Source organism: Pseudomonas sp. DD1 (assembly GCF_044510355.1).
GTDB lineage: Bacteria > Pseudomonadota > Gammaproteobacteria > Pseudomonadales > Pseudomonadaceae > Aquipseudomonas > Aquipseudomonas shahriarae.
This window is the reverse complement of the sequence record NZ_MSAJ01000002.1, coordinates 1-26,018: the sequence shown is the minus strand read 5'-3', so window position 1 is coordinate 26,018 and position 26,018 is coordinate 1. Positions and strand designations below refer to the sequence as shown.

Below are 26,018 nucleotides of genomic sequence, written 5' to 3'. Positions count from 1 at the left end.
TTGGTACCACCACAAATCAAATGTGGGAGCTGGCTTGCCTGCGATCGCGGTGGGTCAGCCGCCAGCAACAGTGACTGGACTGCCGCTTTCGCGAGCAAGCCCGCTCCCACAGGGGACCTCACTGGCGCAGAGAATGTTGGTACAACCACAAATCAAATGTGGGAGCTGGCTTGCCTGCGATGGCGGTGTATCAGCCGCCAGAAACAGTGACTGGACTGCCGCTTTCGCGAGCAAGCCCGCTCCCACAGGGGATCTGCGCGGGGCAGAGAATTTTGGCCCCACCACAAATCAAATGTGGGAGCTGGCTTGCCTGCGATGGCGGTGGATCAGTTGCCAGAAGTAGTGACTGGACTGCCGCTATCGCGGGCAAGCCCGCTCCCACAGGGGACCTCACTGGCGCAGAGAATGTTGGTACAACCACAAATCAAATGTGGGAGCTGGCTTGCCTGCGATGGCGGTGGGTCAGTTGCCAGAAGTAGTGACTGGACAGCCGCTATCGCGGGCAAGCCCGCTCCCACAAGGGGCACCAGGGGCAGCAAATTTTGCATACACCCCACATTGAATCGAGTGAAAACAAAAAGCCCCGTCTCTCGCGAGACGGGGCTTTGTTTTAACGCGCTAGCAGCCGATTACAGCACCGCTTGACCACTCATGGCCAGGTCCAGCAGTTCCCGGTTGGCCACCGCGTACATGGCGTAGTCCGTGCCGACCGCAGCCCGGATTTCCACCATCATCGCGCGCCAGCGTTCGACCATGCTCGCGTTCTGCTCAAGCCACAGGGCCACGCGGGCTTCCATGTCTTCTGGCGCATCGGCCATTTGCAGAACCTTGATGGTGATCGCCCGTTGCTGCCAGTCCACGTCATCGCGGAAGGCTTCGCGGGCCTGGGCCTGCCAGTTGTTGCCCACCGGCAGATCGCTGATCTGCTGCAGGTACCACGGCAAGTCCAGGGCGCTGCCCACGGCGAAGTAGGCCTTGGCCACATCGGCAGCGCTCTGACCGGTAACGTCAGCAGCCTCGATGATCGGCAGCAAGGTGTACAGGTGCGTGGTGCCGGCAACCATGCGCGCCAACAGCTCAGGCACACCGGCTTCGACATAGGCCTGGTAACGGTTCTGCCAGCCTTCGCGGGTCGGGCCTTCCAGCAGTTCGTCGAGCTTGAGGCCCAACGCCGCCAGGTGCGGACCGAAGTGCGCCACGTCACGCGCGGCATCCTGCTCGTTGCGACGGCTGCGCAGGAACCAACGGGTAGCCCGACGGCCCAGGCGCATCAGTTCGTCCATCAGCGCCAGTTGCACTTCAGCCGAGACCTGGTGATCCAGGGCTTCGATCTGACGGAACCAGTGCGGGAGGTGGAAGATGTCGCGCACGATCACATAGGCGCCCGCCACGTTCGCCGGGCTCATGCCGGTCGACTCTTTGAGGCGTTGCACGAAGGTGATGCCCATGTGGTTGACCAGGTCGTTGGCGATCTGGGTGCTGACGATCTCGCGCTTGAGGCGGTGGCGACGCATGGCCTCGCCGAACTTGGCCACCAGGCTCGGCGGGAACGCGGTCTCCATGTCGCGGGTCAGGTAGTCGTCATCCGGTACCAGGGACTTGAGCAGCGCTTCCTTGAGGTCGATCTTGCTGTAGGAAATCAGCACCGACAGTTCCGGACGGGTCAGGCCCTTGCCGGTCGCGGCGCGCTCGACGAGCTGCTCCTCGGTCGGCAGGTACTCGATGGCGCGGTCCAGCTTGCCGCGGCCTTCCAGGTCGCTCATCAGACGCTTGTACTCGGCCGCACGCTCGTAGGCTTTGCGCGCCGCCAGGGACAGGGCCTGGGTCTGCTTGTAGTTGTTGCCCAACACCAGGCTGCCGACTTCGTCGGTCATGCTCGCCAGCAACTGGTTGCGTTGCTTGTCGGTCATGTCGCCAGCCTGCACCACTTCGTTGAGCAGGATCTTGATGTTCACTTCGTGGTCGGAGCAGTCCACACCACCGGCGTTGTCGATAAAGTCGGTGTTGGAACCGCCGCCATTGAGGCCGAATTCCACGCGACCCAGCTGGGTCATGCCCAGGTTACCGCCCTCGCCCACTACTTTGCAGCGCAACTCGTTGCCGTTGACGCGCAGCGCGTCGTTGGCCTTGTCGCCGACATCGGCGTGGCTTTCGGTGCTGGCCTTGACGTAGGTGCCGATACCGCCGTTCCACAACAGGTCCACCGGCGCCTTGAGCAAGGCGTTCAGCAGCTCGGTCGGGGTCAGCTTGTCGGCCTGGATGTCGAAGCGTTCTTTCATCTGGGGCGAGATGGCAATGCTTTTGGCGCTGCGTGAGAAGATCCCGCCACCTTCAGACATGATGCTGGTGTCGTAGTCCGACCAGGCCGAACGCGGCAGCTCAAACATACGCTGGCGCTCGATGAAGCTGGTTTCCGGGTTCGGGTTTGGATCGATAAAGATATGCAGGTGGTTGAAGGCCGCGACCAGTTGCAGCTTGTCGGACATCAACAAGCCGTTGCCGAACACGTCACCGGCCATGTCGCCGACGCCGACCACGGTAATGCTGTCTTTCTGCACATTGATGCCGCGCTCACGGAAGTGACGCTGCACACCGACCCACGCGCCCTTGGCGGTGATGCCCATTTTCTTGTGGTCGTAACCGGCCGAACCACCAGAGGCAAACGCATCGCCCAGCCAGAAGCCGTAGTCGATGGCGATGCCGTTGGCGATATCGGAGAAGGTCGCGGTACCTTTGTCGGCCGCCACTACCAGGTACGGGTCGTCGTTGTCGTGGCGGACCACGTTCAACGGCGGCACCAGGGCACCGTCTTTCAGGTTGTCGGTAATGTCCAACAGACCGGAAATGAAGATGCGGTAGCAGGCGATGCCCTCGGCCGCGATCTCGTCCCGGCTGCCGCCCAATGGCAGGCGACGCGGCAGGAAGCCGCCCTTGGCGCCGACCGGCACGATCACCGAGTTCTTCACCTGCTGGGCTTTCACCAGGCCCAGCACTTCGGTGCGGAAGTCTTCTTCACGGTCGGACCAGCGCAGGCCGCCACGGGCAACGTTACCAAAGCGCAGGTGCACGCCTTCGACCCGCGGCGAGTAGACGAAGATTTCAAACTTCGGCACTGGCTTGGGCAACTCGGGAATAGCGTGGGGGTTGAACTTGAAGCTGAAGTACGACTTGTTCTGGCCGTTGGCATCCGCCTGGTAGAAGTTGGTGCGCAGGGTGGCCTTGATCAGGTCCAGGTAGCGCCGCAGGATCCGGTCTTCGTTAAGCACCTGCACATCGTCCAGGGCGTTGAGGATCGCTTGCTCCAGGCGCTGCTGCTTGTCTTCCAGGTCGTCGGCAGTCAGCTTGCGCGCCAGGTAGAAGCGCGTCTTGAACAACCGGGTCAACTCGCGGGCGATGTCGGTGTGGTTGTTCAGGGTGCTGGCGATGTAACCCAGGTCGAAGCCCAGGCGGATCTGCTTCAGGTAACGGGCATAAGCACGCAGCAGCGCCACGTCACGCCATGGCAAGCCGGCAGTCAGTACCAGGCGGTTGAATGCATCGTTCTCGGCATCGCCATTGACGATGTGCACGAACGCATCCTGCAGGGTGTCGTTGAGCTGCTGGATATCGAGGTTCAGGCCTTCGGCGGCGGTGAACGCAAAGTCATGGATCCAGAACTCGCGGCCATTGGCGTGGCGCAGGCGGTACGGGAACTCACCGAGCACGCGCAGGCCGAGGTTCTCGAGGATCGGCAGTACATCCGACAACGCCAGCGGGGTGTCAGCGTGGTACAGCTTGCAGTGCAATTCCTGCTGGCCGGTCACGTGGCCCAAAGGCTGGTAGAAGCTCATCACCAGTGGCTTGGCTTCGGTCAGGTTCAACAGGTGCTGCATGTCGACCACGGCCGAGTGCGCGGCAAAGCGCTCGCGGTAGCCTGCCGGGAAGCCTTTCGGGAAATCCGCCAGCACGTTGGTGCCGTGGGCTTCGCCGAAGCTCTCGACCACCAGGCTCGCGTAGTCGTCCTGCCAGCTGCGGCAGGCCTGCACCACTTCTTTTTCCAGGAGCAGCGGGTCGATATCCAGGCGGTTCTTCGGATCGACCCGCAGAATCAGCTGGACACGGGCCAGTACGGACTCGGAGAAAAACGTCCAGAATTCGCAGTCCGAGGCTTTCAGGCGATCCATCAGCACTTGCTGGATCTTCTGGCGCACTTCGGTGGAGTAGATATCGCGCGGCACGTAGGCCAGGCAGTAGCAGAAACGGCCGTACGGGTCTTTGCGCAGGAACACGCGGATCTTGTTGCGTTCCTGGATCTGCACGATCGACATCACGGTGCTGAACAGCTCGTCCACCGGGGTCTGGAACAGGTCGTCGCGGGGCAGCACTTCAACCACCTGGGCCAGCTCCTTGCCCAGGTGCGCCTTGGCCTGGAAGCCCGAGCGGCGCTCGATTTCCGCGACCTTGCGGCGGATATAAGGAATCACCCGCACGCTTTCGCCGTACACCGAGGAGGTGTAGAGGCCCATGAAGCGGCATTCCTTGACGACCTTGCCATCAGCATCAATCTGGCGGATCGACACGTAGTCAGGGTAAGCCGGACGGTGTACACGGCTTGGGTGCGCGGCCTTGGCGAACGACAACACGGTCGGCTCGCGCAGGTAGGCCACGGCGTAATCTTCGATGCGCAGGTCTTCAGCGGTGAGGCCGGCGCGCAGCAGTTTGGTCAGGCCGAGGAAGGAGTTGGCGTCATATTCCAGATGACCGCCGTCCTTCTCGTCACGTACCACAAATTCTTCATAGCCGAGGAAGGTGAAGTGGTTGCCCACCAGCCATTCCAGGAAACTCTTGATCTCGGCCTTTTCTTCACCGTCGATGGTCAACGGGCTGTTGTCGATGCTGTCCAGCAGCTCCTGGACCTTGGCTTTCATCGGCTCGAAATCAGCCACGGCCACGCGCACTTCGCCCAATACCTGCTCAAGTTCCTTGCTCAGGACGTTCAGCTCGGCGGCGTTGGCGCAGCGGTCGATCTCCAGGTACATCAGGGATTCTTGCAGGACGTCTTCGCCCTGGGTGCCCTTGGGCAGGATTTCCAGCAACTCGCCCTTCTTGCCACGGCGCACGCTGAGTACGGTGGTTTGCAGGGTATGGATGCTGTAGCCGCGACGGTTCAGCTCAGTGCGCACCGAATCCACGAGGAACGGCAGGTCATGGTGCAAGACCTCGACCGCAGTGTGGGTCGACTGCCAGCCGTGGCGTTCGTAGTCGGGGTTGTAGACCCGCACTTGCGGCTGGGTGTGATCAAAGCGCTCAAGCAGGCGCCAGGCAGACAGGGTGCAACCGGCCAGGTCGGACATGCGACGCTGGGTCAGCTCGTCCAGGGAAATGATGCCGAAGAATTGTTCAGCGAACAGCGCCACTTGTGGCAGTGCCTGTTCACTGATGTGCTGCGCCAGTGCCGCTTGCAGTTGATGCTGGAAGTCGGCTTTGCTGGCTGCGGTGAAGAACGCCATCTGTGGTACTCCGCTTGGGCTTGTTATTGATGGAAGCGTCGCGTGTTGTCCCCTGATGGGGAGGCCGTCATGTCTGTTCGCAGGTGCTGATGATAAGCACCATAGACGAATCAGGGTGACAGGTGGGTGAAGCTGGACAAGACCCTGAGGTCACATTCGACGTCCACTGGATGCACCACCGGCGGATGACGACACGACGGGCAGGCCAGAGTCACGCAGAAGGTACACCCGTTGCGCAGCTTAACGAGTGCGGCGAGCAGGCTGCTTACTGCACTGCGACATATTCGGTCAACACCCGGCAATGGGCGGTTGCACCAAGAGCAACCCCTCCCGCCAGTAAAGGGGTGGCTAGCGATTGAAAGTGGGTGGCCATGCAGGCACGGCGAGAGTGCTGACAGGTAAATATTCATACACTCGTACAATCTAATTCCCAGCTCCACGCAGGAACCGTATTTCAAAATTCAGTCACTTAGTGTGCGTAGGCAGTCATACCCATGAAGGCCCTATTACCACTCAACGAGGCTCAATTGAACGTACACTCTTCCTCCCTTAACGTCCCACCCGGTGGGAACCGTGGCTCTTTCTTCCAGCCCACTGCACGATCAAGTTCGGACAATGCCCCCGTTGCCTCCACGCCGCACTTTCCGGTGCCCTATTTCAAAGCGCCCCTATCCAGCAACAAGGCCGTCGAACAACTCATCAGCCAGTACAAGCAGCCCAAGACGGCAGATGAAATTACATCCATGGAAGTAAAGCGTCAGATAAAGGAAAAGTTCGGTAAAGATATTGACCCCGATAACACCTACTTAGTGAGCATTCAGTATGATCACCGCACCAATACCCCACCTTACAGCGGGGTCATTGTTCAAAAAATATCCCTGACTCAGGCAGCGAGGCTCAACCAGCAGGAAGAGCCTGACTTCCACGGGGCGATACGTTCAAAAGAGGACGGCCCTTTTGAAATAAGGAAAAGTTCAAAACATACAGATAAGCCTGACGCCTTTGGTAGGTTCCCGCGCCCAAATGAGACGGGGTTCACCAGCCACTTTCAAGGGATTTACACGGAGCCGCAGCAGGGGTCTGCGAATACCTATGATGCGAGCAACAGAGTCGATATCCCGGCAACTGAGTTCAAACAGATGGTATGGGATAACAGTTATAAATCCCCTTATGACCAGTACCTTAACAATTACTGGAACGGCAACTCCCGCCATGCCTACTCCGAAGCGGCGAGAGGTGCGTTTTTGAAAGCGTCACACGTTCAACACCATGACAAGTCTCTTACCGAAAACGATCGCCAGATTGCCATGGGTGTCGCGGGCATGCCGGCCGACAAAAGTTACCTATCCCTTAATCAAAATGACCTGACACAGCCCTACAAGGCTGACCCGAATCTGGAAACCAAATTCCTCACGTTCAAAGGTTTCCCCCTGCGCGCTTTTTATACCCAGGATAAGACCACGGGCAGGGTCTTGTTGTATCTACCTGGCCAGGCGTCTCCGTTGAAAGGCTTCGACTCCAAGAAAGAAATGAATAAATGGCTGGCCGAGCAAATGAAAGATCCGCAATTCGTCGAAAGTTTCAAACTTTACTTCCGCCCCGAAGACCTCGGTAATGAATTCCTGTCCAAAGGCATTGATGCACTCGTGGACAACACCCGCAATGTACTTAACGGTGACCTTCCTGCCTCCACGCAAGAAAAGCTCGGTTATTTTGACGAGGGTGGCCTATTCGATGGCCAGGTTGTCCAGGGAAGTCCATTCGAGGAACTCCAGCATCGCACCGAGGTAGACCTGAAAAGCGCCACTCGTTTTCAATTCGTCCTCAATCGCGACGTCAACGCGAAGACTGCGTTCAAGTACTTGAACTGGGCAAAATATGGGCTACTTCTTTTAGCCCCACTCGGAATCGCTTTCCCGCCGCTGGGCATTGCCCTGACGGCCACAAGCACAGCGGTGGGCACCGCGCAACTCGGCATTGGCATAGACAGCTATATCCACAGGCGCCCTGGGGCAGACAAGCTCATTGGCGAAGGTTCCGTGAAAACCCTTCTTCCTGTGTTCACCAGTGGTTTGGGGAATGCCTTTAAACCGTTAAGCAGCGCAATCAGTGCCTGGGCCTCCAAAACCTGATGCCCGCTTGATACAAAAGCCGACACAAAGCCCGATGCAATGGCAGAATCAAGGCCTGCCGGCCTTGAAGCCGCCTTTCCAGACAGGACTCTACATGCAACTGACCACCACCCACCTGCTCGCCACCCCCTGCGACGACGAAGAAGACAACATGGCCATGCTCTGCTGCCACGGTACCCATGGCGAGATGTTCATGCTGTCGCGTTATCCAGATGAGGACGAGGTTGAACTGACCTGGGACTACGAGCCTTCGACCCTGGAAGGCTTGAAGATCACCCTGAGCGCGACCACCCTCCTGGTGGAAATCGGTGCGGCGGACAAGGACGCATTGGGCGGCAGCGACCACCTGCAGATCAATCACGGTACCGCTGAGGCGGACCTGGCCGAGGTAGAAGAAACCCTGCAGAACATTCTCAAGGGCACTGGCACTTACATCCGCACGCCTTGATGGGCACCTGCTAAATCGCCATCGCGGCGATGCGGCGACCCGACAAGCCCGCCCCCACCTGTGGGAGGCCGGGCTTGCCCGCGATGAGACCCTTATAAACGCCAAAAACCTCAGACCTTTCCTACAGATCGCAAAAAAATACCCCCTGGTTCATTAGTCGCCAGCCCCTCCAATGCATTAAAGTAGGCCCCCCAGGCCTTGGCATTTTTCCCAATCCCCAGGCTCATCTTTCCAGGAACCGTCTTTGATGGAACATCGTGAAGCGCTGCTCGCGCTGCGAACCTTTCTTTCTACGCAGATTCTCGGCCAGGAAAAACTCATCGAGCGTTTGCTCATTGCCCTGCTCGCCGACGGCCATATGCTGGTAGAGGGCGCTCCCGGCCTGGCCAAGACCAAGGCCATCAAGGAGCTTGCCGAAGGGATCGAAGCACAGTTCCATCGTATCCAGTTCACCCCCGACCTGTTGCCCGCCGACATCACCGGCACCGAGATCTATCGTCCGGAAACCGGCAGTTTCGTGTTCCAGCAAGGGCCGATCTTCCACAACCTGGTGCTGGCGGACGAGATCAACCGTGCTCCGGCCAAGGTCCAGTCGGCCCTGCTCGAAGCCATGGCCGAGCGCCAGGTCAGCGTCGGCCGCAGCACCTACGAGCTGTCGCCGCTGTTTTTGGTAATGGCCACGCAGAACCCCATCGAGCAGGAAGGCACCTATCCCCTGCCCGAAGCCCAGCTCGACCGCTTCCTGATGCACGTCAAGATCGGCTTCCCCGATGCCGCCGTGGAGCGGCGCATCCTGCAACAGGCCCGTGGCGAAGCGCTGAATGGCGAGACAAAGCCCGAGCGGCGGGTCAGCCAGCAGGCGATTTTCGCCGCGCGCAAGGAAATCCTCGGCCTGTACATGGCCGACGCCGTGGAGGAATACCTGGTGCAACTGGTCATGGCCACGCGCACCCCGGCCAAGTTCGACGCGGAAATGGCCGAGTGGATTGCCTATGGCGCCAGCCCCCGGGGCTCGATTGCCCTTGATCGCTGCGCCCGCGCCCACGCCTGGCTGGCCGGGCGTGACTTTGTCAGCCCGGAAGATATCCAGGCGGTGCTGTTCGATGTACTGCGCCACCGCATCATTCTGTCGTTCGAGGCCGAAGCGGCCGGCATCGACCAGGACCGCGTGGTGCAGCGTATTCTCGACGTCGTAGCCGTCGCTTGATCTCCATGAATGCCGGCGACGGGATCCATGTCAGCCTCAGCGAATTGATCGAGATGCGCCATCGCGTGCGCGAAGTACAGCTGTTTTCCACGCCCAGCCAGCGCAGCCCGTTGATCGGCCTGCACCACTCCAAACTGCGCGGGCGCGGCGTGGACTTCGATCAGGTGCGGGTGTACCAGGCCGGCGACGATGTGCGCACCATCGACTGGCGCGTCACCGCCCGCACCCAGGAGCCCCACACCAAGCTGTTCCACGAAGAGCGCGAACGGCCGATCTTTATCATGGTGGAGCAAAGCTGCCGGCTGTTTTTCGGCTCCGGGCTGATGTTCAAGTCGGTCCTCGCCGCCCAGGCCGCCAGCCTCATCGGCTGGGCCGCGCTGGGCCACAACGACCGGGTCGGCGGCCTGGTGTTCGGCGATAACGAGCACTACGAAATCAAGCCCCGGCGCAGCAAGCAAAGCCTGCTGCAACTGCTCAACCGCCTGGTACGGGTCAACCAGAGCCTCAACACCGAGAGCCGCCCCGAAGCCGACGCCCTGGGCATGGCCCTGCGCCGAGGCCGCGAAGTGCTGCGCCCCGGCAGCCTGGTGATTGTGATTTGCGACGAGCGCGCCCTGACCGAGGGCGCGGAGCAGCAACTGAGCCTGTTGTCGCGCCATTGCGACCTGTTGCTGCTGCCGGTCTCAGACCCGCTGGACCACGCACTGCCCGCCGCCGGGCTGCTGCGTTTCGCCGAGCGCGGCGCGCAATTGGAAATCGACACCTTGAACTTCGAGCTGCGCCAGGCCTACAAGGCCCAGGCCGAAGCACGCATCGCCCGCTGGGAATTGCTCGCGCAAAAACTGCGGGTACTGCTGATGCCATTGAGCACCCAGAGCGAAATGGTCGAGCAACTGCGCGAATACCTCAACCCGCAACGCCCGGTGAAAAAGCCATGAGCAGCCTGGACCAGTTGCAACCGCTGATCGCCCCACCGGCCATTGGTTTCTGGCCGCCGGCGCCGGGCTGGTGGCTGTTGCTGGCGCTGATCCCCCTGGCGGGCTGGGGCTTGTGGCGGCTGCGGCGCTTCCTGCCGAGCAAACGCCCCCTGGCCCGGGCCGAACAGCCCCTGGACCCGCTGCGTATTGCCGCCCTCGCGGAACTGGCGCTGATGCCCAAGCCCTACGACGGCGCACCGGCCGGCGCCTGGCTGCAGCAGCTCAACGGCCTGCTCAAGCGCCTGTGCCGCAACGACTACCCCTACAGCCAGAGCCACACCCTCAACGGGCGCAAATGGCTGGCCTTTCTCGACAACCGCTGCCCCGCCGCCGGCCTCACGCGCTGGATGGTCCTCGTCGAGGGCGCCTACAAACCCGAATGCAAGCTCGACGACAAGGCCATCGCCGGCCTGACGCAAGCGGTCGACACCTGGATTCGCAAACATGTTTGAGTTCGCCTGGCCGTGGGTCTTTGCCCTGCTGCCCCTGCCCTGGCTGATGCGGCTGATCCTGCCGGTGGCCGACAGCGGCGAGCCGGCCTTGAAAGTCAGCTTTCTCGGCGACCTCGAAGGCCTGGCCCGGCGCCGCGCGCGCATCAACCTGCCAGGCTGGCGCCAACAAGCGCCGTTCGTGGTGCTGTGGTTGTTGCTGCTGACCGCCGCCGCCCGCCCGGAATGGCTCGGCGAACCGTTGCCGATTGCCGCCAGCGGCCGCGACCTGTTGGTGGCGGTGGACGTGTCCGGCTCCATGGACTTCCCCGATATGCAATGGCAGGACGAAGACGTCAGCCGCCTGAACCTGGTCAAGCACCTGCTTGGCGACTTTCTCGAAAGCCGCGAGGGCGACCGTGTTGGCCTGATCCTGTTTGGCAGCCAGGCCTACCTGCAGGCACCGCTGACCTTCGACCGGCGCACCGTGCGCACTTGGCTGGATGAGGCACGCATCGGCATCGCCGGGAAAAACACCGCGATTGGCGACGCCATTGGCCTGGCCCTCAAACGCCTGCGGCAACGCCCGGCACAAAGCCGGGTGCTGATCCTGGTCACCGACGGGGCCAACAATGGCGGCGAAATCGACCCATTGACCGCCGCCCGCCTGGCCGCCGAAGAAGGCGTGAAAATCTACCCCATCGGCATTGGCGCCAGCCCCGAACAGACCGGCAGCCTGGGCATGCTCGGCCTCAACCCCAGCCTGGACCTCGACGAGCCGGCGCTCAAGGCCATCGCCCAGACCACCGGCGGGCAGTATTTCCGCGCCCATGACGGCGCCGAGTTGCAAGCGATCAAACAAACCCTCGACCAGTTGGAGCCGGTGGCTCAACAACCAACCCAGGCCCGCCCGACCCAGGCGCTGTATAGCGGGCCGCTGGCCCTGGCGCTGTTTCTCAGCCTGCTGCTGGTGATCCAGGAACGCTGGCCGGACAACGCCCTGCAACGGCTGCTCAATAAACTCTCGACCAAGGGCCATTTCCTGCAACAGCACCCGCAATGGCGGCAACGCCTTAAACGCCTGCGCTTGCGGAGGCGTCGATGATCGCTTTATGGCCGCACTGGTTCCGCCCCTGGTGGCTGTTGCTGCTGCCCGTCCTCGGCTGGTTGCTGTGGCAACTGTGGCATCGGCAAAAACGCGCCGGGCGCTGGCAGATGATCCTGCCGCCGGCCTTCCACGCCGCCCTGCTCAGTGGCGGCAATGGCCGGGAAAGCAAGTCACCATGGCTGTTGCTGGGCCTGGCCTGGCTGCTGGCGGTGCTGGCCTTGCTCGGCCCCGGCTGGCAACGGGTCGAACAGATCAGCCAGAAGCCCGCTGACCCGCTGGTGGTGCTGCTGGAGCTGACGCCGGAGATGCTTGCCACCGACAGCCCGCCCAACCGCCTGGAGCAGGCGCGGCGCAAGCTGGTGGATCTGCTGCAGGCGCGCAGCGATGCGCAGACCGCCATCGTCGTGTATGCCGGCAGCGCCCACACGCTGGTGCCACTGTCCGACGACCTGGCCACCAGCCGCAACCTGCTGGAAGCCCTGCGCCCGTCGATCATGCCCGAGGCCGGCCATCGTGCCGACCTGGCAGTAGAAAAAGCCCTGGGCCTGCTCAAGCACGGCGGCCTGGGCCAGGGTCGCCTGTTATTGATTGGCTCGTCGCTGTCCAAGCAGGAGCGCCAGGGCATTCGCCTGCTGCTGCAAGGCCAGGCGCCGAGCCTGTCGATCCTCGGCATCGGCAGCCGCGAAGGCACGCCAGTGACCCAGGAAAGTGGCGAGTTCCTCAAGGACGAACAAGGCGCGATCCTTATCCCGCGCCTGGACAGCCCGACGCTCAAGGCCTTTGCCAGCGAAATGGGCGGCCGCTATCGCCAGGCCCGCCTGGACGACAAGGACCTGCGCGGACTGGGCCTGCTGGACGGCCCGCAAAACCTGCGCGACGACGGTCAGCGCCTGCAACTGGACACTTGGGCCGACCAGGGTTACTGGCTATTGCTGCCCTTGCTGCTGCTTGCCGCCTGCGCCGGGCGCCGTGGCTGGCTGTTCTGCCTGCCGTTGCTGCTCCTGGCCGCGCCGCAGCCGAGCTACGCGTTCAGCTTTGACGACCTGTGGCTGCGCCCCGATCAACAGGGCCAGTACCTGCTCAAGCACAAACGCCCGGCCGAAGCCGCCGAACACTTTGAAAACCCGCAATGGCAGGGTGTCGCCCTGTACGAGGCGGGCAACTATGCCGAGGCGGCCCGGCGTTTTGCCGAAGGCAGTGATGCCTATTCCCACTACAATCGTGGCAATGCCCTGGCCCGCACCGGTGAGCTGGAAGCCGCGATAGACGCCTATGAGCAAGCCCTGGAAGCCCAGCCGGACTTGCAGCCCGCCCTGAAAAACAAAGCCCTTGTCGAGAGCCTGCTGCTGGAAGAGCCAGAACCTGAGCCGCCCGCACCGGAAAAAAACGAGGATGACGAATCCACCCAACCCGGCCAAACTGCACAACCGGGCGACAGCGGCCAACAGGCCAACGGCGGCGAGCAATCGCCCCAGGGCGCGGGCCAGGCAGGCACGGCTGACACACAAACCGGCACCCCGCCCGTTGCCGGCAACAACGAAGTACCCGGCAGCGAACTGGGCGACGAACAAACCACGACGCCGCCCTTGCGCCCCACCGAGAGCAACCTCGACGAGGAGCACCGCCAGGCCCTGGAACAGTGGCTGCGACAGATCCCGGACAACCCCGGCGAGTTGTTGCGACGCAAATTCTGGTACGAACAGCAACAACATCAGGACAAGACTCGATGAGCCGCTGCACCCCCTTTGTCTTATTGCTAGCGCTGTGGGCCGGTCACGCCCAGGCGGCCGACCTGGCCGCCAGTATCGACCGCAGCCGAGTCAATTCCGGGGAAACGGTGGAGCTGACAATCGAGTCCAACGACGTCACCCAGTTCGGCAAGCCGGACCTGGCGCCCCTGGACCCGCTGTTCGACGTGCGTGGCACCCGCCAGATCAACCAACTCACCACCCTTGACGGCAGCAACCACGCCACCACTCGCTGGATCATCACCTTGCAGCCCAAGACCACCGGCACCGTGGTGATCCCGCCGCTGCAACTGGGCGAACTCAAGACCCAGGCGATCAGCCTGCAAGTGGACGAAACCCTGGGCCAGGACAGTGACAATCAACTGGAACCGGTATTCATCGAAGCCAGCCTCGATGAGGGCAGCGTCTATGTACAGGCCCAGGCCCTGCTGACGGTGCGCATCTACCACTCGGTGGCGCTGTATGACGACAGCAGCCTGACGCCGTTGCAGTTGTCTGACGCGCGGGTCGAGCAGGTGGGCGATTCGCGCACCTATGAAAAAGTCATCAACGGCGTGCGCCACGGCGTGATCGAAATGCGCTATGGGATCTACCCGCAACACAGCGGGCAACTGCTGATCCCGGCGCAAATATTCAGTGCCACCCAAGTCGAACCGCGCCCGGCCCAGGGCACCACGCCCCAGGCACCCAGGCCCGGCAAGCTGTTGCATGTCAATTCCACCGAAATCCCCCTGACGGTCAAGCCCAAGCCGGCCCTGTACCCCGCAGACGCCCCCTGGCTGCCGGCGCGCAGTCTGAGCCTGGGTGAAAGCTGGAACCCGGAACCTACGAACGTGCAGGTCGGCGACTCCCTGACCCGCATCCTCACCCTCAAGGCCGAAGGCTTGGCCAGTGCCCAGTTACCGGCGCTGCCGAGCACCGAAATCGCCGGCCTGCGGCGTTACCCCGACCAGCCGGTGTTGAGCAACCAGAGCAGCGAGCGCGGGGTGATCGGCAGCCGCGAAGACCGCGAGGCCCTGGTGCCCAACCGCGCCGGCGCCCTGGAGCTGCCGGCGGTGGAGGTGGTGTGGTGGAATACCCATGAAGACCATCTGGAACGCACCAGCCTGCCGGCCCGCACCCTGCAAGTGGCGGTCAACCCGAGCCTGGTGGTCGACACCCCGGCCACCCCCACCGTAATCACCGCACCGGACGATGGCCGCCTGTGGATCTGGCAACTTACCAGCCTGCTCCTCGCCGGCACCACCCTGCTCGGCTTCGGCCTGTGGTGGCGGGCCCGCTCCCGCCCGGCAATCCAGCGCGCCGCCCAGACGGGGCCCAGCCCCCGCACCTTGCTCGACGACCTCAAGCGTGCGAGCCAGGCCAATGACCCCCAGGCCACACGCCAGGCGCTGGATGCCTGGGCACGCCAACAACCGGAAACCCTGGCGGACATGGCGGCGCGGTTTGTGCCCTTGTCCGATGCCCTGGATGGGCTGAACGGCGCGCTCTACAGCGAAACCGGCCAGTATTGGCAGGGTGAGGAGCTGTGGCGGGCGATCAAGGCCATTCCCATGGCCGAGCGCGAACAGGCGCCGGTGGCCGACAGCACCAGCTTGCCGCCGCTGTATCCCAAGTAACTGGCCATGCTGTAGCGACATTGAGCTCGGCGCAGGCATATTCGTTGGGGCATGCGTGGACTGCTGTGGGAGCTGGCTTGTCGGTGATGGCGGGGTTGTGTACATATCCGTTGCTGCGGTTACGGCGGCTATTGGTTCCGCCCTTACGGCGGCTCACTTTGGAAAGCCCCAAAGTAAGCAAAGGGCTCTTGCCCCACCACTCGGCACCTCGCCTAGGCTCGGTGTGCCCGTCATCCGACATTGATTTGGGGGGCCGCCGCGATGGGCCATCCATGGCCCAGCGCGGCTAAACCGGCGTCCTGCCGGTTTACCCCCCAAATCAAAATCGGATAACGGCCAGCGTGGTTTAACGGGGCGCCTCAGATCAAAAGCAAAGCGAGGCGGCCTGACAGCCGACCTGATCGTCAAAGCGTGCGCGTACTCCTGTGGGAGCTGGCTTGCCTGCGATGGCGGTGTATCAGTCGATAAATGTATTGGCTGATGAACCGCCATCGCAGCGATGCGGCGACCCGACAAGCCAGCTCCCACAGGGGAATGCAGCTTCCCGCTCTGGCTTTGCTGTTGCTCTGTTTTTGATCTGGCTTTTGATCTTGATCTCAGGCGCCCCGTTAAACCACGATGGCCGCAGGCAGGTATTGCGCAGTGGGCACCCCGGCATGGATGCCGGGGTAGCCGCGACACGGCCAGGAATGGCCGATCGCGGCGGGCCCACGGAGCAATGCCTGACTGCGGGCATGCCGAGCCTAGGCGAGGCACCGAGTGGTGGGGCAAGAGCCCTTTTGGTTACTTTTGGCTGGGCCGGCACTCCGGGCTCTTTTCCAAAAGTGACCCGCCGTAAGGGCGGAACCAATAGCCGCCGTGACCGCAGCAACGGATATGTACACAACCCCACCATCACCGACAAGCCAGCTCCCACAAAGCCCCGTAGCTTTGCGCTCTGGCTTTGCTGTTGATCTTGGGCGCCCCATTACCATTTACAGGTAAACTCCCCTCCTTTCCCTATTCCCCACGGAGTTCGCCTTGCGTCTGTTTCACACCTCCGACTGGCACCTGGGCCAAAACCTCCACGGCCAGGAACGCGACTTCGAGCACGCCTGTTTTCTCGAGTGGCTGCTGGGCCAGATCAAGCTGCACTGCCCCGATGTGCTGTTGATTGCCGGCGATATCTTCGACACGGTCAACCCGCCGCTCAAGGCCCAGGAGCGTCTGTATGACTTCATCATCAACGCCCATGAACAAAACCCCGACCTGACGATTGTGATGATCGCCGGCAACCACGACTCCGGCTCGCGCATTGAGCTGCCGGCGCCGTTGATGCGGCGTTTGCGCACCCATGCCCTGGGCCGGGTGCTGTGGCTGGATGACGGGAAACTGGATGTGGAGCGCTTGCTGATTGCTCTACCGGACAAAACCGGGGCTGTGGCCGGCTGGTGCCTGGCGCTGCCGTTCCTGCGCCCGGCCGAGGTCACTGGCGCACTGCTGGGCGACGATTACCTCAAGGGTATCGGCCAGGTGCATGAGCGCCTGATCGCGGCGGCCAACGCCAAGCGCCAGCCGGGCCAGGCGCTGGTTGCCATCAGCCACGCACATATGGCCGGCGGCTCGGTGTCGGAAGACTCCGAGCGCAGCCTGATCATCGGCAACGCCGAAGCGCTGCCGGCCAGTCTGTTCGATGCCAGTGTCAGCTATGTCGCCCTCGGCCATTTGCACAAGCCGCAGCGGGTCAATGGTGAGGAGCGCATCCGTTATTGCGGCTCGCCGATCCCGCTGTCGTTCTCCGAAATCGGCTATCAACACCAGATTCTCGACGTGCAACTGGACGGCGACACCCTGATCAGCGTCGAATCGCGCCTGATCCCCCGCGCCGTGCATCTGCAACGCCTGGAAGCCGCACCCCTGGCCGAGATCCTCAAGCAACTGGCGGAGCTGCCCGATGTCGACCTGCTGGCCGAAACCCAGCGCCAGCCGTGGCTGGAGGTGCGGGTGCGCCTCGACGAACCCCAGCCCGACCTGCGCCAGCAAGTGGAAAACGCCCTGCTGGGCAAGGCCGTGCGCCTGGTGCGCATCGCCGCCGAGTATGCCGGCAGCGGCGCAGGCCAGGACCATGGCCAAGAGCAGTTGATCGAACTCGACCAGCTCACGCCCCAGGAATTGTTCAGCCGTGCCTGGCAGGAAAGCTACGGCAATGACGTGGACGAACAGACCCTCAAGGATTTCGCCGTGCTGCTCCAGGAAGTACAACAGGAGGAGCAACTGCCATGAAGATCCTCGCCATCCGCCTGAAAAACCTCGCGTCCCTGGCCGGGCCATTCGAGATCGACTTTACCGCCGAGCCCCTGGCCAGTGCCGGCCTGTTTGCGATCACCGGGCCCACCGGCGCCGGCAAAAGTACCTTGCTCGACGCCCTGTGCCTGGCGCTGTTTGGCGCCGTGCCACGCCTGGGCGATACCGGCCAGGCGAAAATGCCCGATGCCGATACCGATATCTCCATCGGCGACCCGCGCACCCTGATCCGCCGCGGTACCGGCGGCGGGTATGCCGAGGTGGACTTTATCGGCGTCAGCGGCCGGCGCTACCGCGCGCGCTGGGAAGCCAACCGTGCCCGCGACAAGGCCAGCGGCAAGCTGCAGAACAGCCGGCAAAGCCTGATCGACCTGGACAGCGAGCAACTGCTGGCCAGCCAGAAAACCGAATACAAGACCCAGCTGGAACTGGCCCTGGGCCTGAACTTCGAACAGTTCACCCGCGCCGTGCTGCTGGCGCAAAGTGAGTTCAGCGCCTTTCTCAAGGCCAACGACAACGAGCGCAGCGAACTGCTGGAAAAGCTCACCGACACCGCGCTCTACACCCAGTTGGGCCAGCGTGCGTTCGTCAAGGCACGGGAGGCCAAGGAAGCCCACAAGCTGCTGCAAGACCAGGCGACCGGCGTCACGCCGTTGCCGGCCGAGGCCCGCGCCGAGCTGGATCAACAGTTGAGCGCAGCCCAGCACCAGCTCAAGACCCAGCAGGCCCAGCTCAAGCAACTGGAACTGCAGCACACCTGGCTCAAGGAACTGCGCGAGTGGCAAGAGCGCCAGCACAGTGCAGCCGAACAGTTGCAGCAAGCCCAACAGCAATGGGACAGCCAAGGCCAGCAGCGCCAGGACTTGAACCACCTGGAGCAACTGGCACCGCAGCGTCATCATTTCGCGCGGCACAGCGAATTGACCGGCCAACTGGAACCCCTGGCCGCGCAGATCCGCCAGCACCTTGAACAACAAAGCGCCCTGCACACGCGCCAGGAGCAGCTGCAACAGCAGCAAGCCAGCGCACACAGCGCCTTGGCCGCAGCCCTGCAACAACAGACCGACGCGGTGCCGCTGCTGCGCCAGGCCTTCGAGGAACAAAGCAGCCTCGCCCGACTGACCCGCGAGCTGGCCCAAAGCAACGAACAACTGCAACTGGGGCAAACCGCCTGCACCGAGGGCCAGGCCGCGCTCGATGCCTTGCACGCCCAGCAACAGCAGGTCACCAGCCGCCTGCAACAACTGGCGGCACAGCTTGAGCGCAGCGCCGGGCTGGCGCCCTTGAGCGACGCCTGGAACGCCTACCGCGACCGCCTGCAACAGCTGATGCTGATCGGCAATCGCCTGAACAAGGGCCAGGCCGAACTGCCGCAACTGGAAGAACGCGCCAACCGCGTCAGCGAGCAATGGACTCAGCAGCGCGCGGCCCTGGACCTGCTGTATCAGGAAGCCGGCGCCGAACCCCATGCCGTGGCCGAGCAGATCCAGTTGCTCGACAGCCTGCTCAAGGACAATCGCAAGCAGCAACGGGCCTTCGAAGACCTGACGCGGCTCTGGGACAGCCAGCAGCAGCTGGACCAGCAAGCGACCTTGCTGACCCAGAGGCTCGCGCATGCTCAGCAACAACGGGAAAATTTGATTCAGTCAGGACTTCACACAAAGACAGAGCTGACCACCGCCGAACAGACATTGGCGGTCACCAAGCAACTGCTAGAGCGCCAGCGTATTGCACGTAGCGAAAGTATTGAAGAGCTAAGAACACATCTTCAGGACGACCAGCCTTGCCCTGTTTGTGGAAGCCACGATCACCCCTATCACCAACCCGAGGTGCTGTTGCAAAGCCTTGGGCGACATGATGAGAATGAGGAGGCAAATGCGCAGAAAGCTGTCGAGGCCCTTAATCAAAAACTCATCGAGTTGCGCGGTGATCTTGGTGGAGTTAACGGGCAAATAAAGGAGTTTCTGAGCCAGCAAGAACAGCTGACCAAAAGTCAAAAAAGTTCAGTGTCCAACATTGAAGCCCATTCGCTCAGTGCTTCGTTGCTGAACCAAGACAGCGACAAACGCAGCGCCTGGCTGGCGCAGCAACTGGGCCAGCTCAGCCAGAGCATCACCCAGGACGAACAGCGCCAGGGCGCCCTGCTCAACCTGCAACAAAATGCCGGGCGCCTGCAGCAACAACTGCAAGCCGCCCAGGATGCCAGCCAACAGGCCCGCCAGCAGTTGATCGACCAGCAACGGGAGCTGGCCAGCGACCGCGAGCGCCTGGACGAAGAGCTCAATGCTTTCGCCAGCCTGCTACCGGCCGAGACCCTCGAAGGCCTGCGCACGGAGCCCGCGGCCACGTTCATGCTGTTGGACCAACAGATCAGCCAGCGCCTGGAGCAGCTCGGCTACCAGAAGGATGAACTGGCCGAGCAGCAACAGCGCCAGCAAACCCTCGAAAAAGAACAGGACCGCCAGCAACATCGCCAACAACAGCTGGCCGTGTTGCAACAACAATTGGCTGAGCTGAGCGCCCAACAGCAGGCCGCCCAGGCACAACTCAGCGCCCTGGTGGGTGAGCACAGCAGTGCCGAGCACTGGCAGCAGCACCTTGAGCAGGCGGTGGAACAGGCACGCCAGAGCGAAACCCTGGCCAATCAGCAGTTGCAGGACACCCGCAGCGAACTGATCCAATTGGCCGCCGACCTCAAGGCCCGCCAGGAGCGCCAGCAAGCCCTGGACAGCGAACTCCAGGCGTTGCACAGCCGTATCAGCGAGTGGCGCGCCCAACATCCGCAGCTTGACGACGCCGGCCTGGCGCACCTGCTGGCCTTCGACGAGGCGGCTGTCAGCGCGCTGCGCCAGCAGGTGCAGCACAGCGAAAAAGCCATTGAGCAAGCCAAAGTTCTGCTGCAAGAGCGCGAGCAACGCCTCAAGGACCACCAGGCCCTGCACAACGGCAACCTCGACGCCGAACAGCTGGACGCGGCCCTGGCCGACCTTAATCAGCAATTGCACAACGCCGAGAAACACTGCGCCGAACTGCGCGCCCAACAAGCCGAAGACCAGCGACGCCAGGACGCCAACCAGAGCCTGGCACTCACCACCGCCAAGGCCTATGAAGAGTGGCAGCGCTGGGCGCGGCTGGATGCGCTGATCGGCTCGGCCACCGGCGACAAGTTCCGCAAGTTCGCCCAGGCCTACAACCTCGACCTGCTGGTGCACCACGCCAACGTGCAACTGCGCCAACTGGTGCGCCGTTATCGCCTCAAGCGCGGCGGCAGCATGCTCGGCCTGCTGGTGCTGGACACGGAAATGGGCGATGAACTGCGCTCGGTGCACTCGCTGTCCGGCGGCGAGACGTTCCTGGTCTCCCTGGCGCTGGCCCTGGGGCTGGCGTCGATGGCCTCCAGCACCTTGAAGATCGAGTCGCTGTTTATCGACGAAGGCTTCGGCAGCCTGGACCCCGAATCCCTGCAATTGGCGATGGATGCCCTCGACGGCCTGCAGGCCCAGGGGCGCAAGGTGGCGGTGATTTCCCATGTGCAGGAAATGCACGAGCGGATACCGGTGCAGATCCAGGTCAAGCGCCAGGGCAATGGCCTGAGCACCCTGGAGGTCAAGTGAGCGAGACGCTGCTGTTTTCGTTCCGCCGTTGCCCCTACGCCATGCGCGCGCGAATGGCTCTGCGGTATTCAGGGGTGGCGCTGCGGATTGTCGAGGTCAGCCTCAAGGCCAAGCCGGCCGAGATGTTGGCGCTGTCACCCAAGGGCACGGTGCCGGTGTTGTGTGTGGGTGGCCAGGTGATCGACGAGAGCCTGGCGATCATGCACTGGGCGTTGGCGCAGAACGACCCCGAGGACTGGCTGCTCGAGGCTGATCCGGCGGCGCAGAGGCTGATGGCGCAATTGATTGGCGAGAATGACCAGGCCTTCAAGGTGCATTTGAATCGCTACAAATACGCCGAGCGCTACCCGGAGCAGCCGATGGAACACTATCGCGCCGAAGGCGAGGTGTTTTTGCGCCAGCTGGAGGGATTGCTGGCGCAACGTGATTACCTGCTGGCCGATCACCTGAGCCTGGCGGACGTGGCGCTGATGCCGTTCATACGCCAGTTTGCCCATGTGGATCGGGAGTGGTTTGCAACAACGCCGTATCCGCGTTTGCAGCAGTGGCTGCAGCGTTTTTTGGCGGCGCCGTTGTTTACCGCAGTGATGGCAAAAACCTGAAGCCGAGTGCTGCTCACTGCTGGGTCTTGTGATCCAGGGCGGCGTAGAAGTTGGCGCTCTGTTGCAGGTATTTCTGGGTGTAGGCGCTGGTGCTGGATTTTTTGCTGCTGATCTCCACGCTGGCGCTGGTTGGCAAGGCGACGGTGGCGGAAACAGCGGAAGCGGCAATGATCGAGAACAGATTGAAGTTCATGGCGGTAACCCTTGTGTTCAGTTGGCTGGATGGCTTGTGAAGGCCTTGGAGCAAACTTACGCCTGGGTTCCGGCTCGCTGAAATGCTTTGAAACAGTAGCCGTTATCACTGGGATTAATACAAGGAGTCAGGCCCCGCACGCCGGGGCCTGTGGCTTATTGACGCACCAGAAACTTGAGATCGCTGGGAGCATCAATCGGCAGTTTTTGTACCGTTTTGCCCAGTTGGCCGGTCTGGCTATCGCGCTCGATCACCACGATCTGGTTGCTCTTCTGGTTGGCAATCAGCAGGAACCTACCGCTCGGATCCAGGCTGAACTCACGGGGATGATCGCCGTCCACGGCGCGGCGCTGGATCTCTTTCAACTGTGCGTTGGCCGGATCAATGGCGAACACCACGATCTGATTGGCGGTGCCACGGTTACTGACGTAGAGGAACCTGCCGTCGCTGGAGGCGTGCAATGCCGCGCCGGCCTTGTCCGACAGCGGTTGCCCGGCGGCAAAGTCCACCCGTTGGCGTTCGCTCAGCTTGCCGTCCTGGTAGTCGTACACCGCGACCTGCGCGCTCATCTCGGTGGTCAGCCAGGCATGCTTGCCATCGGCACTGAACAGCAGGTGACGCGGGCCACTGCCCGGCGGCAACTGCACGGAATCCGGATCGGCGGGGGTCAGCGGCCGCTCAGGGTTGGCCTTGGGGTCGTAGCGGTAGGCAAAAATCCGGTCCGCCCCCAGGTCCTGTACAAACACGTACTTGCCATCCGGCGACGACACCACCGAATGCACATGGTTGGACGCCTGGCGCTCGGGGTTGACGCCGCTGGCCGGGTGCCCGCTCAGTTGCACCGGTGGCGCCAGCCTGCCCTCGGCATCGACCGGCAGGGCCGCCAGGCTGCCGCCCGGATCTTGCAGCACCGAGTAGTTGGCAACAAACAGGTAACGCCCATCGGCGGCCAGGCTTGAGTGGGTGGGCTCGTTGCCCAGGCTCTGCACCTGGTTGATCAGGGTCAGTTGGTGGTTGGCCGGGTCAATGCGATAGCTGCTGACACGCCCGACTTCGTCCTGCTGGCCCGGGCCGTTTTCATTGACCACGAACAGGCGTTTCTGGTCCGGGGACAAGGTCAGCCAGGACGGGTTCTGCGCCTTGGCCGCCAGCACCGGCGGGCCGCTGAACTGGCCGGTACGGCTGTCGAACTGCAGGCGATAGATGCCTTCGCTGGTGCCGGCGGTGTAGCTGCCCACCAGCAGATCAAAGGTATCGGCCGTAGCGGCCTGGACCGACATCGCACCGACACTGCCGGCCATCAGCAGGGGCCAGAATTTACGCATCAGCATGTTCGTCGTCCTCGTCTTCGTTGCTGCCGGTGATGGCGCTCAGGCACACCAGGCGGTGCTCGCCCGAGTCACCGGTGAGCGTCCAGCTTTGCAAGGCTTCATCAAACGTCGCGGCCTGCACCTGGGCGATGCTGAACGTCCAACGTTTCTCGGCCCGACCGTCCATGCTCTTGATCAGCAACTGCCGGTCATCGAAGGTGAAATCAAAAGCATGCAGGCCATCGATTTCGAGCATGTCGCTGGTTTGGAGTGCAGTAGGCAGAGTGGCAGCAGTCATCAGGATCATTCATCAGTGGAAAAACGTTGATGATAGGCCAAACCGTGTTCGCCGTCGTGTCGCGATAACCGGCTACCACACTGCGGCCCCAGCGGCTTGCCATTCTGCGGAGGAACCCCATCGCGCAGAACGGAATCTTTTATGCCGGACACTTTACCCGCCCCACCTCCTGGCCCATCACTGTTCACTCACCGCAGCAACACCCCGGCCCTGGCCGTCGCCCGCCAATTCGCCGATCGCCCGGGCTTGCGCCAGGTGCTTGAGCAACACCTGCAGGAACGCCTGCTGGAACACTTCCCGGTGCTGCGCATGGATGTGTCTACGGTCAGGCTGGCCACCCCCAACCAACGGCGCGGCTGGGATCTCAAGCGCCTGATCGACGTCGTCCTCGATCACCTGGGCAAGGGCACGGCCCTGAACCTGACCCTGGTCATCGACGAACGCCGCTGCTTCCTGTCCCAACGACCGCCGTCGCGCCTGACCTATGAGGCCAATGGCCCCCGCGAGCCGGATATGACCGTCATTGAACGGGTGATTCTGGACCTCGCCTTTACCCTGCCTATCGCTTTGCAACACGCCCTGACGAGCTACTGGAACCTCGACGCAGAAACCGGCGTCAGCCGCTGGCAATGGCTTGGCGACCTGCTGTGCGACACCCTGAAAAACACCGCAAGCCTGCTGCCGAGCGGCCCCGCCCGGAACATGCTCGATAGCGTGACCGGCGAGCCCGATCGCCGCGAGCGCCAGGCCGCGCCCGCAGGTTTCGTGCATGCCTACTGCCTGCAAGCCTGCGTGAGCAACCAGGACCGCGAAGCCCGCCTGCTAAGCACCGACCTGCTGTTGGTGCAGGGCACCCAGATCCTGCTGTGCCAGGCGTCGGGCAATGTCGAGCCCTTTGCCTCAATCGAGGCCTTCACCCACACCTGGGGCCAACGCCTGGCCAGCCGCTTGCAAGCGGACACGCTGGTGGTCAAGCGTTACGAGCCCGATGGCAATCTCTTCGATACCCAGGCCGCCTTACTGCTCAACCAGCAACTGGACGACCTTCAAGCCATCCGTTTGCCGGCTACCGAAGGGGTACGCGCCCTGGAGCAGCAGGTCGCCGACGCCAGCGACCCTGTGCCCTTGTTTATCGCCGCCCCCGCGCCGGACCCGACGCTGCAGCCTGTCCTGCAGGCGGCGCTGCCCCCCTGGCTGCTGGCAGCCGATGCCGAGCAGCGCTTTGCCTATCGCCAAGGGTTGTTGGACCAGGCGCGCCTGCAACGGCAAACCGGCGGGGCGTCCTTTCTGACCGGCGTCGAAAACCTGCAAGCCTTCACCACCCGCACCCTGCGCGAGCAGATGCGCCGCGACCACCCCGAGTCCAGCGTGGAGCCGGACAACCTGGCGCTGACCTTCCATGTCCCGGTGGGAGACCTGCGCAGCGGCTATCTGGCACAGCAGACCATGAGCCTGAGCGAACTGGCGATCAACAACCTCGCCGCCGCGCCCCAGGGTCGCCTGACCCTGCGCGACACCTCGGGGGCGGACGTTCCGCAGTGGCTGACCGAAGACTACGTCCTGGGGGAAAAGGGCCTGCTCCATAGCACCCCAGGGCTGATCCGCCAGGTGGACGTCGGCCGGCACTACCCGCAGACAATCCGCGAACAGCTGTTGGAGGACACCGCCCAAGCCCGTCGGCGTGAAGCGCTGTTCGGCCAGGAGCTGGCGGTACAGTTGCCGCGCCAAGCCCTGGAGTTGGCGATTCGCGGGCAACAGGGGTTTACCTTCCTGGGTTATCGCTACGTCAAGGCGGTACTGCACAGCAACCTGTCGGGGCGGGTGGTGGATGCCCAGGACATCGTGATCCGCCCTCTGGCCTTCGCCCATAAGCCCGGTGCCGTGCCGGATATCGTCAGCAACATGTTTATCATCGAACCGCGCGCTAGCGACGCCGGGCCGCCGATTCTCTACCGCCCGTTGTACCAGGACGCGCTGCAGCAATTCAGCAGCCGTGCGGCCCTGTTCGACGCCATCGCACAACCCGGCGCGCTACAAGACAGCGTATTGTCCTGGATGACGGACAAGGCCCGGCCGATCTACAGCCATAATGGCTTTCACAGCCCACATATCCTGCGCTTCGGCCAGGGTGACGACAGCGTGCAATGGCCTGCCCCACCGCCCGCCCAGTTGGCGCAGGACAGCCATGGCGGCGAAATCCCCGGCTCCCTGGCGCAGGCACTGGCCACGGGCAACCTGACCCAATACCTGTACGGCAGCAATGCCCGGGCACTGGTGGACCTGGCAGACCGGGACTCGGTGTCCAATGCCGAAAGCCGCTGGAAAGTACTGCTGGAAGGTGGCTGGCTGCTGTTCAACGCTCTGCTGCTGCCGCTGCTGCGCGGGCCGGCAATGGCGGCGGGCTGGATGGCACAACTGGCGGTCAGCCTGCGCCACGATATTCTCGCCCTGCAAGGCAATGACGCCGCTGCGCGGGAACTGGCCTGGGTCGATGTGCTGCTCAACATCGGCCTGATTCTGTTGCACGTGGCCTCCCGGCCCACCCCCACCCTTGAGCAGGCG

Annotated in this window: 15 protein-coding genes and 2 pseudogenes; 12 read left to right on the top strand and 5 right to left on the bottom strand. The window is 62.8% G+C overall.

Going from position 1 to position 26,018, the window contains the following annotated elements; translation table 11 throughout:
* Positions 1-629: 629 nt before the first annotated feature.
* Complete coding sequence (locus tag PSFL_RS01195; RefSeq protein ID WP_057439671.1) at positions 630-5,489, bottom strand: NAD-glutamate dehydrogenase; 4,860 nt, start codon at positions 5,487-5,489, stop codon at positions 630-632.
* Between the two features lie 494 nt (positions 5,490-5,983).
* Between PSFL_RS01195 and PSFL_RS01190 the strand changes: the two genes are divergently transcribed.
* From PSFL_RS01190 to PSFL_RS01155, 8 genes are all read left to right on the top strand, one after another.
* Positions 5,984-7,621 (top strand): dermonecrotic toxin domain-containing protein, encoded by a 1,638-nt coding sequence (locus PSFL_RS01190; RefSeq protein WP_397469568.1) that lies wholly within the window; start codon positions 5,984-5,986, stop codon positions 7,619-7,621.
* 94 nt (positions 7,622-7,715) lie between these two features.
* Positions 7,716-8,069: a hypothetical protein gene (locus tag PSFL_RS01185; protein WP_057959831.1), complete on the top strand. Its 354-nt coding sequence runs from the start codon at positions 7,716-7,718 to the stop codon at positions 8,067-8,069.
* Positions 8,070-8,316: 247 nt separating this feature from the next.
* The gene (locus PSFL_RS01180; protein ID WP_057959832.1) at positions 8,317-9,276 is read left to right on the top strand and encodes a MoxR family ATPase; all 960 of its coding nucleotides are present in this window, start codon (positions 8,317-8,319) and stop codon (positions 9,274-9,276) included.
* Between the two features lie 5 nt (positions 9,277-9,281).
* A complete protein-coding gene (locus PSFL_RS01175; protein ID WP_057438643.1) occupies positions 9,282-10,214 on the top strand; it encodes a DUF58 domain-containing protein in 933 nt (310 codons plus the stop codon).
* Positions 10,211-10,705: a DUF4381 domain-containing protein gene (locus PSFL_RS01170; RefSeq protein ID WP_057438644.1), complete on the top strand. Its 495-nt coding sequence runs from the start codon at positions 10,211-10,213 to the stop codon at positions 10,703-10,705. Before PSFL_RS01175 ends, PSFL_RS01170 begins: the two co-directional genes overlap by 4 nt.
* Entirely contained in the window at positions 10,698-11,786 is a 1,089-nt protein-coding gene (locus tag PSFL_RS01165; protein ID WP_057959833.1) for a VWA domain-containing protein, read from the top strand. The genes PSFL_RS01170 and PSFL_RS01165 overlap by 8 nt, the downstream gene beginning before the upstream one ends.
* Positions 11,783-13,519, top strand: a complete 1,737-nt coding sequence (locus PSFL_RS01160) for a tetratricopeptide repeat protein (RefSeq protein ID WP_057959834.1) — start codon at positions 11,783-11,785, stop codon at positions 13,517-13,519. Before PSFL_RS01165 ends, PSFL_RS01160 begins: the two co-directional genes overlap by 4 nt.
* Complete coding sequence (locus PSFL_RS01155) at positions 13,516-15,156, top strand: BatD family protein (protein ID WP_057959835.1); 1,641 nt, start codon at positions 13,516-13,518, stop codon at positions 15,154-15,156. The genes PSFL_RS01160 and PSFL_RS01155 overlap by 4 nt, the downstream gene beginning before the upstream one ends.
* Positions 15,157-15,733: 577 nt before the next feature.
* Here the strand turns inward: PSFL_RS01155 and PSFL_RS01150 are convergent.
* A pseudogene (locus tag PSFL_RS01150) lies at positions 15,734-15,854 on the bottom strand (nucleoid-structuring protein H-NS); the annotation flags it as partial.
* A gap of 322 nt (positions 15,855-16,176) precedes the next feature.
* Between PSFL_RS01150 and PSFL_RS01145 the strand changes: the two are divergent.
* The 3 genes from PSFL_RS01145 to PSFL_RS01135 are packed head-to-tail and all read left to right on the top strand — an operon-like array spanning position 16,177 to position 21,655.
* Complete coding sequence (locus tag PSFL_RS01145) at positions 16,177-17,418, top strand: exonuclease SbcCD subunit D C-terminal domain-containing protein (protein ID WP_397469567.1); 1,242 nt, start codon at positions 16,177-16,179, stop codon at positions 17,416-17,418.
* Complete coding sequence (locus tag PSFL_RS01140; RefSeq protein ID WP_397469566.1) at positions 17,415-21,053, top strand: AAA family ATPase; 3,639 nt, start codon at positions 17,415-17,417, stop codon at positions 21,051-21,053. Before PSFL_RS01145 ends, PSFL_RS01140 begins: the two co-directional genes overlap by 4 nt.
* The gene (locus PSFL_RS01135; protein WP_057959837.1) at positions 21,050-21,655 is read left to right on the top strand and encodes a glutathione S-transferase; all 606 of its coding nucleotides are present in this window, start codon (positions 21,050-21,052) and stop codon (positions 21,653-21,655) included. Before PSFL_RS01140 ends, PSFL_RS01135 begins: the two co-directional genes overlap by 4 nt.
* Before the next feature lie 13 nt (positions 21,656-21,668).
* On the opposite strand, the gene PSFL_RS01130 is transcribed toward PSFL_RS01135, so the two are convergent.
* From PSFL_RS01130 to PSFL_RS01120, 3 genes are all read right to left on the bottom strand, one after another.
* Positions 21,669-21,848, bottom strand: coding sequence for a hypothetical protein (locus PSFL_RS01130; protein ID WP_057438649.1), 180 nt, complete (start codon positions 21,846-21,848; stop codon positions 21,669-21,671).
* A gap of 155 nt (positions 21,849-22,003) precedes the next feature.
* Positions 22,004-23,179, bottom strand: coding sequence for a lactonase family protein (locus PSFL_RS01125; protein ID WP_057438650.1), 1,176 nt, complete (start codon positions 23,177-23,179; stop codon positions 22,004-22,006).
* Positions 23,166-23,456 carry a DUF5629 family protein gene (locus tag PSFL_RS01120; RefSeq protein ID WP_057438651.1) on the bottom strand — a complete coding sequence of 97 codons (291 nt, stop codon included), beginning with the start codon at positions 23,454-23,456 and terminating at the stop codon, positions 23,166-23,168. The genes PSFL_RS01125 and PSFL_RS01120 overlap by 14 nt, the downstream gene beginning before the upstream one ends.
* A gap of 141 nt (positions 23,457-23,597) precedes the next feature.
* Here PSFL_RS01120 and PSFL_RS01115 point away from each other — a divergent pair.
* Positions 23,598-26,018, top strand: a pseudogene (locus PSFL_RS01115) (hypothetical protein); the annotation flags it as partial.